Origin of the sequence: Streptomyces sp. MA5143a (assembly GCF_900290235.1) — a bacterium.
In the GTDB taxonomy this organism is placed as follows: domain Bacteria; phylum Actinomycetota; class Actinomycetes; order Streptomycetales; family Streptomycetaceae; genus Streptomyces.
Genome location: NZ_OLMK01000073.1, coordinates 119,853 through 133,139 on the forward strand (window position 1 = coordinate 119,853; position 13,287 = coordinate 133,139).

Below are 13,287 nucleotides of genomic sequence, written 5' to 3' on the forward strand. Positions count from 1 at the left end.
CCTCCGTTCCCTTCCGCTACCAGACGTAGGCGAGGACTTCTCCGCCTACGCCCTTCTTGCCGGCCTGCTTGTCGGTGAGGAGCCCGTGGGACGTGGAGATGATCGCCACGCCGAGACCGCCGAGCACCTTCGGCAGGTTGGTGGACTTCGCGTACACCCGGAGACCGGGCTTGGAGATCCGCTTGATGCCCGCGATGGAGCGCTCACGGTTGGGGCCGAACTTCAGCTCCAGGACGAGGTTCTTGCCGACCTCGGCGTCCTCGACCTTCCAGCCCGTGATGAAGCCCTCCTGCTGGAGGATCTCCGCGATGTGAGACTTGATCTTCGATGCCGGCATCGTCACGGAGTCGTGGTATGCCGAGTTCGCGTTCCGCAGACGCGTAAGCATGTCTGCGATCGGATCAGTCATGGTCATGAATTGGCCTTCGGCCTCTCTCGCCGGGGTTTCCAGGTGCCCATCCCTCTCCTCGATCCGAGACGAGGCGGGTGCGGTGCGGTGGACCTACGGCGTAGTAAGTCGTACGGGCGACCATCAGGCGCCCAACCCTCCCAGCCTAAGCCATGGAAGGGAGGGCGCCTGACACGCCCAGTGCTTACCGAGAGCTTCCGGAATCCCTAAAAGACGGGATTACCAGGAGCTCTTGGTCACGCCCGGCAGCTCGCCACGGTGAGCCATCTCACGAAGGCACACGCGGCACAGGCCGAACTTGCGGTACACGGAGTGCGGACGGCCACACCGCTGGCAGCGGGTGTAGCCGCGCACGGCGAACTTCGGCTTACGGGCAGCCTTCGCGATCAGAGCCTTCTTCGCCATCTCGCTCACGCCTCCTTGAAGGGGAAGCCGAGGTGACGAAGGAGCGCGCGGCCCTCAGCGTCGTTGGTCGCCGTGGTCACCACGGTGATGTCCATACCCCGGGTGCGGTCGATCTTGTCCTGGTCGATCTCGTGGAACATGACCTGCTCGGTGAGACCGAAGGTGTAGTTGCCACGGCCGTCGAACTGCTTGGGGGACAGACCACGGAAGTCGCGGATGCGCGGGAGCGCGAGCGACAGGGTGCGGTCCAGGAACTCCCACATGCGGTCGCCACGGAGCGTGACGTGGGCACCGATCGGCTGGCCCTCACGCAGCTTGAACTGCGCGATGGACTTGCGGGCCTTGGTGACGGCCGGCTTCTGACCGGTGATCGTGGTGAGGTCGCGGATGGCGCCCTCGATCAGCTTGGAGTCGCGGGCGGCGTCGCCCACACCCATGTTGACCACGATCTTGACGAGGCCGGGGATCTGCATGACGTTCTCGTACTTGAACTCGTCACGCAGCTTGCCCGCGATCTCCTCGCGGTACTTCGTCTTCAGACGCGGAGTGGTGGTGGTAGCCATCAGATGTCCTCACCCGTCCGCTTGGCAACGCGGATCTTGTTGCCTTCGTCGTCGAAGCGGTAACCGACGCGGGTCACGACCTTCTTGCCGTCCTTCTCCACGACCAGCTGGACGTTGGAGACGTGGATCGGCGCCTCGGTGGTGACGATGCCGCCGGCCTGCGAACCGCGAGCCGTCGGACCGGCCTTGGTGTGCTTCTTGACCCGGTTGACACCCTCGACCAGGACACGGTCCTCGCGGGGGAAGGCCGCGATGACCTTGCCCTGCTTGCCCTTGTCCTTACCGGTGATGACCTGGACCAGGTCGCCCTTCTTGATCTTCATGCTTACAGCACCTCCGGCGCGAGCGAGATGATCTTCATGAACTTCTTCTCGCGCAGCTCACGGCCGACGGGGCCGAAGATACGGGTGCCGCGAGGGTCGCCGTCGTTCTTCAGAATGACGGCGGCGTTCTCGTCGAAGCGGATGTACGAGCCGTCCGGACGGCGGCGCTCCTTGACGGTGCGAACGATGACCGCCTTGACGACGTCACCCTTCTTCACGTTGCCACCGGGGATCGCGTCCTTGACGGTGGCGACGATGACGTCACCGATGCCCGCGTAGCGGCGACCGGAGCCACCGAGCACACGGATGCAAAGGATTTCCTTCGCACCAGTGTTGTCGGCGACGCGCAGTCGCGACTCCTGCTGGATCACGTCTATCTCCTGATTGTCTGCCGGTTCCCTCCGGGAGTTGACCGGAGAGCCTGGCGGAACCGTCCTGCGGATTTGCCCCGCAGGAATTACTTGCGCCTCTTCGGGCGAGAACCCACGCCGGGGTCCGGGACGGAGCCCCGGCGGGGGTCAGCGGGGGCGGGGCCCCCGCTTGATTACTTCGCCTTCTCGAGGATCTCGACGACGCGCCAGTGCTTCGTGGCGGACAGCGGCCGGGTCTCCATCAGGAGGACGCGGTCGCCGACGCCGGCGGCGTTCTGCTCGTCGTGCGCCTTGAGCTTGCTCGTGCTGCGGATGACCTTGCCGTACAGGGCGTGCTTCTTGCGGTCCTCGACGGCGACGACGACGGTCTTGTCCATCTTGTCGCTGACGACGATGCCCTCACGGGTCTTGCGGAATCCGCGCGCCTCGGTGTTCGTCTCAGTCACGTTGTTCTCGCTCATCAGGCGTTCTCCACCGTTTCGATGCCCAGCTCACGCTCGCGCATCAGGGTGTAGATCCGCGCGATGTCCTTGCGGACCGCCTTCAGACGGCCGTGGTTCTCGAGCTGTCCGGTCGCCGCCTGGAAGCGGAGGTTGAACAGCTCTTCCTTGGCCTCGCGGAGCTTCGCCAGAAGCTCCTCGTTGCCCAGCTCGCGCAGCTCGGACGCCTTGGTACCGGCCGACATCACGCTTCACCTGCCTCGCGCTTGACGATCCGGCACTTCATCGGCAGCTTGTGGGCGGCGCGAGTCAGGGCCTCACGGGCGATCTTCTCGTTGGGGTACGACAGCTCGAACATCACGCGTCCGGGCTTGACGTTGGCGATCCACCACTCCGGGGAACCCTTACCGGAACCCATGCGGGTCTCGGCGGGCTTCTTGGTGAGGGGACGGTCCGGGTAGATGTTGATCCAGACCTTGCCACCACGCTTGATGTGACGCGTCATGGCGATACGAGCGGCCTCGATCTGACGGTTCGTCACATACGCCGGGGTGAGCGCCTGGATGCCGTACTCGCCGAACGCGACCGTCGTGCCACCCTTGGCAGCGCCGTCACGCTTGGGGTGGTGCTGCTTGCGGTGCTTGACCCTACGGGGGATCAGCATGTCGGTCAGGCCTCCGTTCCGGTGCTCTCAGCCGGAGCGGCGGGGGCCTCGGCCTTGGGGGCCTCGGCGCCGGCAGCCTGCTGCGGCTTGCGACCGCGCCGCTCGCCACCGCGGCCACCACGGGCCGGGCGGTCGGCACCGCCGCGGGCCGGGCGGTTACCCGCACGGGCAGCGGCGTTCTCGGCGCGGACCTCGGCGATGTTCTTGACGTCGCCCTTGTAGATCCAGACCTTCACGCCGATGCGGCCGAAGGTCGTCTTGGCCTCGAAGAAGCCGTAGTCCACGTTCGCGCGGAGCGTGTGCAGGGGCACACGGCCCTCGCGGTAGAACTCCGAGCGGGACATCTCGGCGCCGCCGAGGCGGCCACCGCACTGGATCTTGATGCCCTTGGCGCCGGCCTTCATGGCGGACTGCATGCTCTTGCGCATGGCCCGACGGAAGGAGACGCGGGAGGACAGCTGCTCGGCGACGGCCTGAGCAACCAGCTGAGCGTCGGTCTCGGGGTTCTTGACCTCGAGGATGTTCAGCTGGACCTGCTTGCCCGTCAGCTTCTCCAGCTGACCGCGGATCTTGTCGGCCTCCGCGCCGCGGCGGCCGATGACGATGCCCGGACGCGCGGTGTGGATGTCCACGCGCACACGGTCACGGGTGCGCTCGATCTCCACCTTCGAGATACCGGCGCGCTCCATGCCGGACGTCAGCATCCGACGGATGGCGACGTCTTCCTTGACGTAGTCCTTGTACAGCTTGTCGGCGTACCACCGGGACTTGAAGTCCGTGGTGACACCGAGCCGGAACCCATGCGGGTTAACCTTCTGGCCCATTACCGGGTTCCTTCCTTGCTGCTGACGACCACGGTGATGTGGCTGGTCCGCTTGCGGATCCGGTAGGCACGGCCCTGGGCACGCGGACGGAACCGCTTCAGGGTCGGGCCCTCGTCGACGTACGCCTCGCTGATGAACAGCGAGTTGGCGTCCGTGTGGTCGTAGTTGTGCGCGGCGTTGGCGATGGCGCTGTCGAGCACCTTGCCGACGGGCACGGAAGCGGCCTGCGGGGCGAATCGCAGGACCGCCTGAGCCTCCGTGGCGTCCATGCCACGGATAAGGTCCACCACGCGGCGGGCCTTCATGGGCGTGACGCGGATGTACCGCGCCTGGGCCCTGGCTTCCATGGTTGTCCCTCTCAGTTACTTACGTGTCTGAATGCGATCCGCGGTTAGCGGCGCTTCGACTTCCGGTCGTCCTTGACGTGACCCCGGAAGGTGCGCGTCGGCGAGAACTCGCCGAGCTTGTGGCCGACCATCGACTCGGTGACGAACACCGGGATGTGGGTCTTGCCGTTGTGCACCGCGATCGTGTGGCCGAGCATGGCCGGGACGATCATCGAGCGACGGGACCAGGTCTTGATGACGTTCTTGGTGCCGGCTTCGTTCTGGGCGTCCACCTTCTTGATGAGGTGTCCGTCGACGAAGGGCCCCTTCTTGAGACTGCGCGGCATCTAAACCCGCTCCTAGCGCTTCTTGTTCGTCTTGCGGCGGCGGACGATGTACTTGTTCGACGCCTTCTTGGGCGAACGAGTACGACCCTCCTTCTGACCCCAGGGGCTGACCGGGTGGCGACCACCGGAGGTCTTGCCCTCACCACCACCGTGGGGGTGGTCAACCGGGTTCATCGCCACACCGCGGACGGTCGGGCGGACGCCCAGCCAGCGCTTGCGGCCGGCCTTGCCCCAGTTGATGTTGCTCTGCTCGGCGTTGCCGACCTCGCCGACGGTGGCGCGGCAGCGCACGTCGACCAGGCGGATCTCACCGGAGGGCATGCGGAGGTGGGCGTAGGCGCCCTCCTTCGCGAGCAGCTGCACGGAGGCACCGGCGGAGCGGGCGAACTTGGCACCGCCACCGGGACGGAGCTCGATCGCGTGGATCGTGGTACCGACCGGGATGTTGCGCAGCGCCAGGTTGTTGCCCGGCTTGATGTCGGCCCCGGGACCGTTCTCGACGCGGTCACCCTGCTGAAGGTTGCGCGGGGCGAGGATGTAGCGCTTCTCGCCGTCGGCGTAGTGCAGCAGCGCGATGCGCGCGGTGCGGTTGGGGTCGTACTCGATGTGCGCGACCTTCGCCGGCACGCCGTCCTTGTCGTGACGACGGAAGTCGATCACTCGGTAGGCGCGCTTGTGTCCGCCACCCTGGTGGCGAACGGTCACACGACCGGCGTTGTTACGGCCGCCCTTGCTGTGCAGGGGGCGGACCAGCGACTTCTCCGGCGTGGACCGCGTGATCTCGACGAAGTCGGCGACGCTGGAACCACGACGGCCCGGCGTAGTCGGCTTGTACTTGCGGATTCCCATTTCTCAGTCCTCGTCCGATATCGGACGATCCGACCCGCTTACGCGGTCGGACCGCCGAAGATGTCGATACGGTCGCCCTCGGCGAGGGTCACGATCGCGCGCTTCGTCGCGGAGCGCTGGCCGAAGCCGGTGCGGGTCCGCTTGCGCTTGCCCTGGCGGTTGATCGTGTTGACCCCGGTGACCTTGACCGAGAAGACCGACTGGACGGCCTGCTTGATCTGGGTCTTGTTGGCGCCGGGCGCGACGATGAACGTGTACTTGTTCTCGTCGAGGAGCGCGTAGCTCTTCTCCGACACGACCGGCTTGATCAGGACGTCACGGGGGTCCGTGTACGCCTTGCTCGCCGGGGTGACGACGGTGTTCTTGCCCTCGGTGGCGTGGCGACGCGCCTTGGCGACGCGCGCGGCCTTGGCGGCCTTGGCGGCCTTCGAGGCGATGGAGGGGTGACGGACGGCCATCAGACCTCAGTCCCTTCGGTGTCGTTGGCCTTCGGGCCGGCGACGAAGGACTCGAGAGCGGCCTGGGTGAAGACCACGTCGTCCGAGACGATCACGTCGTACGTGTTCAGCTGGCCCGGCTCCAGGATGTGCACCTGGGGCAGGTTACGGGCGGAGAGCCACGCGGCCTCGTCGGAGCGCTCGACGACCAGGAGCAGGTTCTTGCGCTCCGAGATCTTGCCGAACAGGCTCTTGGCGGCCTTGGTGGACGGGTTCTCGCCCTCGATCACGCCGGAGACGACGTGGATGCGGTTGTGGCGGGCCCGGTCGGTGAGGGCGTGGCGCAGGGCCGCGGCCTTCATCTTCTTCGGGGTCCGCTGCGAGTAGTCACGCGGCTGCGGGCCGTGGACGACGCCACCACCGGCGAACTGGGGCGCGCGGGTCGAGCCCTGACGGGCGCGGCCGGTGCCCTTCTGGCGGTACGGCTTCTTGCCGCCACCGCGAACCTCGCCACGGGTCTTGGTCTTGTGCGTGCCCTGGCGGGCAGCGGCGTTCTGCGCGACGACGACCTGGTGGATCAGCGGGATGCTGACCTTCTCCACGCCGAAGATCTCCGCGGGGAGCTCGACGCTTCCGGTCTTCTCGCCGGCAGGCGAAAGGATGTCAACAGTGCTCATCGGTACCTCAGGCCCCCTTGGCCGCGGTGCGGACCAGGACGAGGCCGCCGTTCGGACCGGGAACCGCGCCCTTGATGAGCAGCAGACCCTTCTCCGCGTCAACGGCGTGGACGGTCAGGTTCTGGGTGGTGACCCGCTCGTTGCCCATGCGACCCGCCATGCGGAGGCCCTTGAACACACGGCCCGGGGTGGCGCAGCCACCGATGGAACCGGGAGAGCGGTGCTTGCGCTGGGTGCCGTGTCCGGCGCCGAGGCCACGGAAGTTGTGACGCTTCATGACACCGGCGAAGCCCTTGCCCTTGCTCTTGCCGGTGACGTCGACCTTCACGCCGGCCTCGAACACCTCAGCGGTGATCTCCTGGCCCAGCGTGTACTCGGAGGCGTCCGCGGTGCGGATCTCGACGAGGTGGCGACGGGGGGTGACGTCGGCCTTGGCGAAGTGGCCCTTGAGGGGCTTGTTCACCTTGCGCGGGTCGATCTCGCCGAAGGCGATCTGGACCGACTCGTAGCCGTCGGCGTCGTTGGTACGAACCTGGGTCACGACGTTGGGGCCAGCCTTGACGACGGTGACCGGAACAACACGGTTGTTCTCGTCCCACACCTGCGTCATGCCGAGCTTCTCGCCCAGGATGCCCTTGATCTGCTTAGCCATTCTCAGATCACCGCCCTCAGAGCTTGATCTCGATGTCGACACCGGCCGGGAGGTCGAGTCGCATCAGAGAGTCAACGGTCTTGGGGGTGGGGTCGAGAATGTCGATGAGGCGCTTGTGCGTGCGCATCTCGAAGTGCTCGCGCGAGTCCTTGTACTTGTGCGGCGACTTGATGACGCAGTACACGTTCTTCTCAGTGGGCAGCGGCACCGGGCCCGCGACCGACGCACCAGTGCGGGTCACCGTCTCGACGATCTTCTTCGCCGAGGAGTCGATGACCTCGTGGTCGTAGGCCTTGAGCCGGATGCGGATCTTCTGTCCCGCCATGGCTACTCAGTAGTCCTGTCTCTTCTAACGCTCTGGAACCCGGTGTTCCCTTGCGGCCGTCCTCCGACCCACGCGGTCGGGCGTGTCGCGCTTCCGCTGACACAGATACCCCTTGTTCGAGCATCCCTTGCGCGGGAACGCGGCCCTACCGGAACCGCGAGCCGGGGGCGGAGGCCCACCGGGCGCCTGGCCGGCGCCGCGCTCCACTTCCCGGAAGATTCCCGTACGTCCGCTCCAGCGCTGCCGTGAGGCAGTTGGAGCGACGAGTACTGTGGGACTCGCTTCCGGTCCTCCCGGCGGGAGGCGTGCAGCATCAACACTCGACCGAGCAACTCGGACAGTCTGCCATATGGGGTTGGGCCTCCGCCAATCGAGCCGGAGAGATTACCCCGAGAGTGACCAAGGTCAAACCAGCTCCCCCGAGCCGTCGCCGCAGGGGCCCCGGAGGCCGTCGCGGGTTCGCGCTCAGCCGCGCACCGAGGTGCGTTCCACCCCGGCGAGCAGGTGGGCCGTGCCCAGGCAGAGGGCGATCGCGGCGGGCAGGAACAGGACGAGCGCCCGGGTCGCCGTCCCGTCGAGGAGCCAGGCGCCCAGCACGCCGCCCGTGAACATCGTGCCGACCGACGCCAGCCGGCGTCTCTCGTGCCGGGGGCCCGAGCCGATCCGGGTGTCGGCGACCGGCGGGAGGGCGCTGAGGAGGGCGGTCAGGGAACGGGTGGACAGGGTGGTGGGCACGTCCGGGACCGACGCCCTGAGCGCGGTGACGTTGCTGGTCTGGTGCCGTGCATCGCAAGGCGCCGGAGAGTCCTGGTAGCGGAGCTACCTGGACTTTTCGGCAACGCGGCGAGGTGCGGTGCCAGGCCGCGCGACCCGGGCGGGCATGGTGAAAGGACCCCTAAGTGCCCTTAATCCGTTGGCCCGCCGTCGCCACGCGCTCCTACGCTGATCAGGCGCGGGCTGGGCGGTCGTTCCGTACGGGGGCAGGACGCGGCTGGTCGGAGGGTCCGGGCGGCGCTCGGGCGGGGGAACATCCATCATGCGTACGCACTATCCGCGGACCCGGCATCTGCCCTGGTCCCCCGGCGCGACCTCGGACGATCTCCGGGTCACCGATCTGTCCGGGCTGCGCGGGCGCGAGGTCGTCGTCACCGAGAAACTCGACGGCGAGAACACGACGCTGTACGCCGACGGTCTCCACGCCCGGTCGCTCGACTCCGCCCACCACCCCTCCCGCACCTGGGTCAAGGCGCTCCAGGCGCGGGTCGGGCCGTACATCCCCGAGGGGTGGCGGGTGTGCGGGGAGAACATGTTCGCCCGGCACTCGCTCGCGTACGAGGACCTGGAGAGCTGGTTCTACGGCTTCTCGGTGTGGGACGCCGGGGGCCGCTGCCTCGACTGGGACCGCACGGTCCGCTTTCTGCGGGGGCTCGGGATCCCGGTGCCGCGGGTGCTGTGGCGGGGCGAGTTCGATGAACGGGCGCTCCGGGCGCTGCGGCTGGACCTCGCCCGGCAGGAGGGGTACGTGGTCCGGGTCGCGGACGGTTTCGGCGCGGCGGAGTTCGGGGCGCGCGTGGCGAAGTGGGTGCGGGCCGGGCACGTCCGGACCGACACGCACTGGATGCACGCGGCGGTCGTCGAGAACGGGCTGGGCGCGCGGGCCGCCCTGTGGGACGTGCGCTCGGGGGTCGGTGTCGACGCGGCGGTGCTGGCGGAGGCGGTCGGGCTGCCCGGTGCGGAGAAAGTGGGGGACGCGGGGGCTCTCGCTCGGTTCGACGGGGCCGGGTTCACCGGGGACGACCGGCTCGTCGGGGCCCTCGCCGCCCTGCTGCACGCCCGGCACGGGCAGCGGGGGTGGCTCGCGGGGCGGCTCGCGGGGGCGGTGGGCCTGCCGCTCGCGCGGCGGGTGGCGGATCTCGTCGGGCTGCACCCGGCGCTGCACCGGCCGTACCCGGACGAGGACCGGCGGACGGGCCTGGTGCGGATGGCGTACGCCGCCGACCTCGGGCTGCTGCACGCGGTCGCCCGAGCCACCGCGGACACGGACGAGGCGCGGGAACAGGTGGAGTGGTCCGCGCTGCACGCGGAGGAGGTCGGCCGCCCGGAGTGGGACGCGCTGCGGGCCGCCTTCGCCGACCTCCCCGCCGACGCGGCCGCCCGCTGCCGGGCCGAGGCCCGGGAGGCGTACGCGCGGGGGCGGATCAGCGCGATCGCGGGGGACGGCGGGAGCGGGGCGGTCTCCGCGGAGGCCGTGGCCGCGACCTGGCGTTGGCGGGCGGGTGACTTTCCGAAGCTGATCCAGCTGGTGGGGCCGGCGGGCAGCGGCAAGAGCACCTTCGGGCGGGAGCTGCCGGGGGTGGACGCGTACGTCTCGCTGGACGACTTGCGCGCGGGCCGGGGTGCGCGCGCCGATCAGCGGGCCAACGCGGAGGTGCTGCGCGCGGGGCTCGACCGGCTGGACGCGGCGCTGGCCGCCGGGGGGACGGTGGTGTGGGACGCCACGTCGCTCACCCGGCAGCAGCGCTCGCTCGTGCACGCGGTCGCCCACCGCAGGGACGCCCTGCTCACCCATGCCGTGGTCCTCGTCGACGAGGACGAGCTGGTGCGGCGCAACGCCCGCCGCGAGCACCCGGTGCCGGCGGAGGTGCTCACCGCGCAGGTGCTCCGGTTCAGCCCGCCGTACCCGGGCGACGCCCATCGCACCTGGTACATCGGGGCGAGTGGGACCGTAGAGGAAGAGGTCTGAGGACGTGCGTACGAGCGAGGAGATCTATCACCGGGTGCGCTGGGACGCCCGCTTCGACCCGGCCCGTTTCGTGCTGGGCGTGATGCAGCGCGGCGCCGAGCCCAAGCGCGTCCCGCTGCCCGCGTTCGTGCCGGGCGGCGAGATCCCGTGGCACCGGGTGCTGTTCTTCGAGGCCGACGGCGAGGTGGTGTGGGACCGGACCACCGGCGTGGACCGCATCGACGCGACGGACGCCGGGCGCGTACGGGAGGCCCGGCGGCTGCGGGCGCCGTTCTTCACGCCCCGCACGCCCCACGTCTGGGACGACGCCGACGACGACTGGGTGCCCGCGCCGCCCGTGGCCTCGGCCGCCCCCGCCGACCGGGCCTCGGGTACGGCGGCCGGCACCGTACGGGTCCTGACCTGGAACACCCTCTGGGACCGCTACGACGCCGACCGCATCGACAGTGCCCGGCGGCGGCCGTCGCTGCTGCGGGCGCTGCGCGACGCCGAAGCGGATGTGATCGCGTTGCAGGAGGTCGAGGCGGAGCTGCTGGCCATGCTGCTGCGCGAGCCCTGGCTCCGGGCGGGCTGGACGCTGGGCACGGACCCTCGCGGTCGTGACGTGGACGAGTGCGGTCTGCTGCTCCTGAGCCGGCTGCCGGTGCGCGAGGCGGCGCATCACGCGCTGGGCCCGCACAAGGGGGTGACCGCCGTGGTCGTGGAGACGGCCGCCGGTCCCCTGGCCGTGGCGGCGACCCACCTCAGCAGCGACCACTCCACGGACGGCGCCGGTCGTCGTACGGCCGAACTGGACCGTATCGCCGAGGGGTTGGCCGGTCTGGACGCCGAGCTGGTCCTCCTGGGCGACTTCAACGACGGCGGGGACACCCCGCAGGTCACCCTCGGGATGCGGGACGCGTGGAGCGAGGCCCACGGCCCCGGCGACACGACGCCGACCTTCGACCCCGCCGCCAACCCCCTCGCCGCGATCTCCTCCCTCAGCGGCCGGGCCTCCCGGCTGGACCGGGTGCTGCTGCGCTCGACGGGCGACGGCCTGCGCGTGCGCGCCGCGGAGCTGTACGGCGACCGGCCCACGGCGGACGGCCTCCACATCTCCGACCACTACGCGGTACGGGTCGACCTGGACCCGACCGCCGATCCGTCCGCGTCGGCGGGTGACCCGGCCGGGGTGACCGCCGACGTCTGTGACGCCCCGGCGACGGCGCGCACGGCGCTGGCGTGGCTGCCGCCGGAGGAACTGTGGCCGCCGCTCCAGGACATCCGCCGGGAGCACGACCCGCAGATCCACCGCTGGCCCCCGCATGTCAACGTCCTCTTCGGCTTCGTACCGGAACACGCCTTCGAGCAGGCGGCGGCCGTGCTGGCGTCGGCGCCGACCGCCGCGTTCGACGCCCGGTTGGAGGGCGTGCACTGGTTCGGGCACCGGGAGGACGCGACGGTCTGGCTGGACCCGGCGGCGGCCGGCGAGGAGCCGTGGGACGCGCTGCACCGTGCCCTGGTGAGCCGCTTCCCCCGCTGCCGGGGCCGCCGCGACGGCTTCACCCCGCACCTCAGTCTGGGCCGCACCACCGACCCGAACACCCTGGCCGCCGACTGTGCCGACCGGCTCACGCCGCTGCGGGCTCGGGTCGACGCGCTGGTGCTCCTGTCACGGCGCGGCGACGAGCCGATGCGGGTGCGGGGCCGGCTGACGCTGGGCACGGGCGACGTGCGCTGGGCGGCGGAGGAGCCCCCGCACCCGGCGCCTCGGGAGGAGACGCCGGGTGGGGGCGATGCGGCCGACAGCGCCGTGCCGGGTGCGGACGAGAGGGCCGACAGCGCCGTGGCCGACCGCCTCGCCCGCCGCATCTCGGCCGCCCTCCCCTACGGCGTCGTGCACGTCGTCGGCTCGCGGCGCATGGGCTGCGCGCTGCCGGGCGCCGACCTGGACCTGGTCGCGGCCCTCCCCGGTACCGTCGAACTGACCTCGCTGCGTGCGGAGTTGACTGCCGCGTTCCCTGAGGCGACCGGTGTACGGGAGGTGGTGGGAGCCCGGGTGCCGGGGTTGCGACTGCGCCTCGACGGGATGGACGTCGACCTGGTGGTCGTGGCCACCGGCTCGCTGGACCCCGCCGAGGCGGTGGCCCGCCGGGCCGAACTGGGCGAGGCGGCGGCGATCGCCCTAAGCGCGGTGAGCGACGCCGACGCGGTACTCGCCTCGGCGGGCCCCCACCGGCCGGCCTTCGTCCGGCTGGCCACGCGGGTCAAGGCATGGGCGAAGGCCCGGGGGCTGGACTCGGCGCCGTTCGGTGGCGTACCGGGGCTGGCCTGGTCGGTCCTGGCGGCCCGCACGGCGAGCGAGGCCGGTGACCTGCCGCCGGCCGACCTCCTGCGGCACTTCTTCGCGACCTGGGCGTCGTGGGACTGGCGAGAGCCGGTGGGTGGTGGGGCGGAGCGGTCCCCCCATCCCCTCACCATCACCACCCCCTCCCTCCCGGTCCGCCCCTGCACGGATCAGGTCACGACGGGCATGCGTGACCTGATCACACAAGAGCTGTTCCGGGCCTGGGAGTTGCTGGAGGAGGGCCGCCCCTGGTCCGACGTCCTGGCCCCTCCCCCGCTCCACCGCCGCCACGCCGCCTGGGCGATCGTGACGGTGGACGAGGGTGCGGACGAGGGCCGCGTACGGGGCCGGATGCGGGCCCTGCTCACCGACCTCGCGGAAGCGGCCCCCGGGTGCCACGCCTGGCCCCGCCCCTTCACCACCGCCCCCACGCGCTACGCCATCGGCCTGGGTCCGACCCCGCCGACCGCCGACGCGCTGACCACCGTGGCGGAACGCCGGCTGCGCGGCCTGGACGGGGTCACCCTCACCCGGGCCGAGGGGGGCGAGGTGCCGACCCTGTACTGACCCGGCCCTGGTCGGAGGTGGTCAGAGCACGTCGACGTA

18 protein-coding genes and 1 pseudogene are annotated in these 13,287 nt (G+C 70.2%); 2 read left to right on the forward strand and 17 right to left on the reverse strand.

Annotated features, from left to right (window positions below; genetic code table 11):
- Positions 1-16: 16 nt before the first annotated feature.
- The 17 genes and pseudogenes from rpsH to SMA5143A_RS29760 form a co-directional block, all read right to left on the reverse strand.
- The gene (rpsH, locus tag SMA5143A_RS29675) at positions 17-415 is read right to left on the reverse strand and encodes a 30S ribosomal protein S8 (protein WP_007384075.1); all 399 of its coding nucleotides are present in this window, start codon (positions 413-415) and stop codon (positions 17-19) included.
- 213 nt (positions 416-628) lie between these two features.
- Positions 629-814, reverse strand: coding sequence for a type Z 30S ribosomal protein S14 (locus SMA5143A_RS29685; protein ID WP_049567381.1), 186 nt, complete (start codon positions 812-814; stop codon positions 629-631).
- 5 nt (positions 815-819) lie between these two features.
- Positions 820-1,377, reverse strand: a complete 558-nt coding sequence (rplE, locus tag SMA5143A_RS29690) for a 50S ribosomal protein L5 (protein WP_020135807.1) — start codon at positions 1,375-1,377, stop codon at positions 820-822.
- Positions 1,377-1,700 (reverse strand): 50S ribosomal protein L24, encoded by a 324-nt coding sequence (gene rplX / locus SMA5143A_RS29695; protein ID WP_010036713.1) that lies wholly within the window; start codon positions 1,698-1,700, stop codon positions 1,377-1,379. The genes rplE and rplX overlap by 1 nt, the downstream gene beginning before the upstream one ends.
- 2 nt (positions 1,701-1,702) lie before the next feature.
- Positions 1,703-2,071 carry a 50S ribosomal protein L14 gene (rplN, locus tag SMA5143A_RS29700; protein WP_003998823.1) on the reverse strand — a complete coding sequence of 123 codons (369 nt, stop codon included), beginning with the start codon at positions 2,069-2,071 and terminating at the stop codon, positions 1,703-1,705.
- Between the two features lie 173 nt (positions 2,072-2,244).
- Positions 2,245-2,532, reverse strand: a complete 288-nt coding sequence (gene rpsQ, locus SMA5143A_RS29705; RefSeq protein WP_006130775.1) for a 30S ribosomal protein S17 — start codon at positions 2,530-2,532, stop codon at positions 2,245-2,247.
- Positions 2,532-2,756, reverse strand: a complete 225-nt coding sequence (gene rpmC / locus SMA5143A_RS29710; RefSeq protein WP_007494763.1) for a 50S ribosomal protein L29 — start codon at positions 2,754-2,756, stop codon at positions 2,532-2,534. The genes rpsQ and rpmC overlap by 1 nt, the downstream gene beginning before the upstream one ends.
- On the reverse strand, positions 2,756-3,175 hold the full coding sequence (gene rplP / locus SMA5143A_RS29715; RefSeq protein ID WP_103837549.1) for a 50S ribosomal protein L16: 420 nt from the start codon (positions 3,173-3,175) through the stop codon (positions 2,756-2,758). The genes rpmC and rplP overlap by 1 nt, the downstream gene beginning before the upstream one ends.
- Before the next feature lie 5 nt (positions 3,176-3,180).
- Positions 3,181-3,999 carry a 30S ribosomal protein S3 gene (gene rpsC / locus SMA5143A_RS29720; RefSeq protein ID WP_055536778.1) on the reverse strand — a complete coding sequence of 273 codons (819 nt, stop codon included), beginning with the start codon at positions 3,997-3,999 and terminating at the stop codon, positions 3,181-3,183.
- Complete coding sequence (gene rplV, locus SMA5143A_RS29725; protein WP_055517281.1) at positions 3,999-4,346, reverse strand: 50S ribosomal protein L22; 348 nt, start codon at positions 4,344-4,346, stop codon at positions 3,999-4,001. Before rplV ends, rpsC begins: the two co-directional genes overlap by 1 nt.
- Before the next feature lie 44 nt (positions 4,347-4,390).
- A complete protein-coding gene (gene rpsS / locus SMA5143A_RS29730; RefSeq protein WP_107465880.1) occupies positions 4,391-4,672 on the reverse strand; it encodes a 30S ribosomal protein S19 in 282 nt (93 codons plus the stop codon).
- A 12-nt stretch (positions 4,673-4,684) separates the two neighbouring features.
- Entirely contained in the window at positions 4,685-5,521 is an 837-nt protein-coding gene (gene rplB, locus SMA5143A_RS29735) for a 50S ribosomal protein L2 (RefSeq protein WP_055517283.1), read from the reverse strand.
- Positions 5,522-5,559: 38 nt separating this feature from the next.
- A complete protein-coding gene (gene rplW / locus SMA5143A_RS29740) occupies positions 5,560-5,979 on the reverse strand; it encodes a 50S ribosomal protein L23 (RefSeq protein ID WP_055517285.1) in 420 nt (139 codons plus the stop codon).
- Complete coding sequence (rplD, locus tag SMA5143A_RS29745) at positions 5,979-6,635, reverse strand: 50S ribosomal protein L4 (protein WP_055517287.1); 657 nt, start codon at positions 6,633-6,635, stop codon at positions 5,979-5,981. Before rplD ends, rplW begins: the two co-directional genes overlap by 1 nt.
- Before the next feature lie 7 nt (positions 6,636-6,642).
- Complete coding sequence (rplC, locus tag SMA5143A_RS29750) at positions 6,643-7,287, reverse strand: 50S ribosomal protein L3 (protein WP_107465881.1); 645 nt, start codon at positions 7,285-7,287, stop codon at positions 6,643-6,645.
- Between the two features lie 16 nt (positions 7,288-7,303).
- Entirely contained in the window at positions 7,304-7,612 is a 309-nt protein-coding gene (gene rpsJ, locus SMA5143A_RS29755) for a 30S ribosomal protein S10 (protein WP_003948644.1), read from the reverse strand.
- A 465-nt stretch (positions 7,613-8,077) separates the two neighbouring features.
- Positions 8,078-8,368 (reverse strand): annotated as a pseudogene (locus SMA5143A_RS29760) (DUF1275 family protein); the annotation flags it as partial.
- A gap of 280 nt (positions 8,369-8,648) precedes the next feature.
- Between SMA5143A_RS29760 and SMA5143A_RS29765 the strand changes: the two are divergent.
- Both SMA5143A_RS29765 and SMA5143A_RS29770 read left to right on the forward strand, forming a co-directional pair.
- Positions 8,649-10,355 carry an RNA ligase family protein gene (locus SMA5143A_RS29765; RefSeq protein WP_107465883.1) on the forward strand — a complete coding sequence of 569 codons (1,707 nt, stop codon included), beginning with the start codon at positions 8,649-8,651 and terminating at the stop codon, positions 10,353-10,355.
- A gap of 4 nt (positions 10,356-10,359) precedes the next feature.
- Complete coding sequence (locus SMA5143A_RS29770) at positions 10,360-13,248, forward strand: poly(A) polymerase (RefSeq protein ID WP_107465884.1); 2,889 nt, start codon at positions 10,360-10,362, stop codon at positions 13,246-13,248.
- The last annotated feature ends 39 nt before the right edge of the window (positions 13,249-13,287 follow it).

Coding starts and splice junctions, on each gene's coding strand:
- rplD (WP_055517287.1), bottom strand. CDS start 6,635: ATGAGCACTGTTGACATCCTTTCGCCTGCCGGCGAGAAGACCGGAAGC.
- rplP (WP_103837549.1), bottom strand. CDS start 3,175: ATGCTGATCCCCCGTAGGGTCAAGCACCGCAAGCAGCACCACCCCAAG.
- rplW (WP_055517285.1), bottom strand. CDS start 5,979: ATGGCCGTCCGTCACCCCTCCATCGCCTCGAAGGCCGCCAAGGCCGCC.
- rpsS (WP_107465880.1), bottom strand. CDS start 4,672: ATGCCGCGCAGTCTCAAGAAGGGGCCCTTCGTCGACGGACACCTCATC.
- rplV (WP_055517281.1), bottom strand. CDS start 4,346: ATGGAAGCCAGGGCCCAGGCGCGGTACATCCGCGTCACGCCCATGAAG.
- SMA5143A_RS29685 (WP_049567381.1), bottom strand. CDS start 814: ATGGCGAAGAAGGCTCTGATCGCGAAGGCTGCCCGTAAGCCGAAGTTC.
- rpsC (WP_055536778.1), bottom strand. CDS start 3,999: ATGGGCCAGAAGGTTAACCCGCATGGGTTCCGGCTCGGTGTCACCACG.
- SMA5143A_RS29765 (WP_107465883.1), top strand. CDS start 8,649: ATGCGTACGCACTATCCGCGGACCCGGCATCTGCCCTGGTCCCCCGGC.
- rpmC (WP_007494763.1), bottom strand. CDS start 2,756: ATGTCGGCCGGTACCAAGGCGTCCGAGCTGCGCGAGCTGGGCAACGAG.
- rpsQ (WP_006130775.1), bottom strand. CDS start 2,532: ATGAGCGAGAACAACGTGACTGAGACGAACACCGAGGCGCGCGGATTC.
- rplE (WP_020135807.1), bottom strand. CDS start 1,377: ATGGCTACCACCACCACTCCGCGTCTGAAGACGAAGTACCGCGAGGAG.
- rplX (WP_010036713.1), bottom strand. CDS start 1,700: ATGAAGATCAAGAAGGGCGACCTGGTCCAGGTCATCACCGGTAAGGAC.
- rplB (WP_055517283.1), bottom strand. CDS start 5,521: ATGGGAATCCGCAAGTACAAGCCGACTACGCCGGGCCGTCGTGGTTCC.
- rpsJ (WP_003948644.1), bottom strand. CDS start 7,612: ATGGCGGGACAGAAGATCCGCATCCGGCTCAAGGCCTACGACCACGAG.
- rpsH (WP_007384075.1), bottom strand. CDS start 415: ATGACCATGACTGATCCGATCGCAGACATGCTTACGCGTCTGCGGAAC.
- rplC (WP_107465881.1), bottom strand. CDS start 7,287: ATGGCTAAGCAGATCAAGGGCATCCTGGGCGAGAAGCTCGGCATGACG.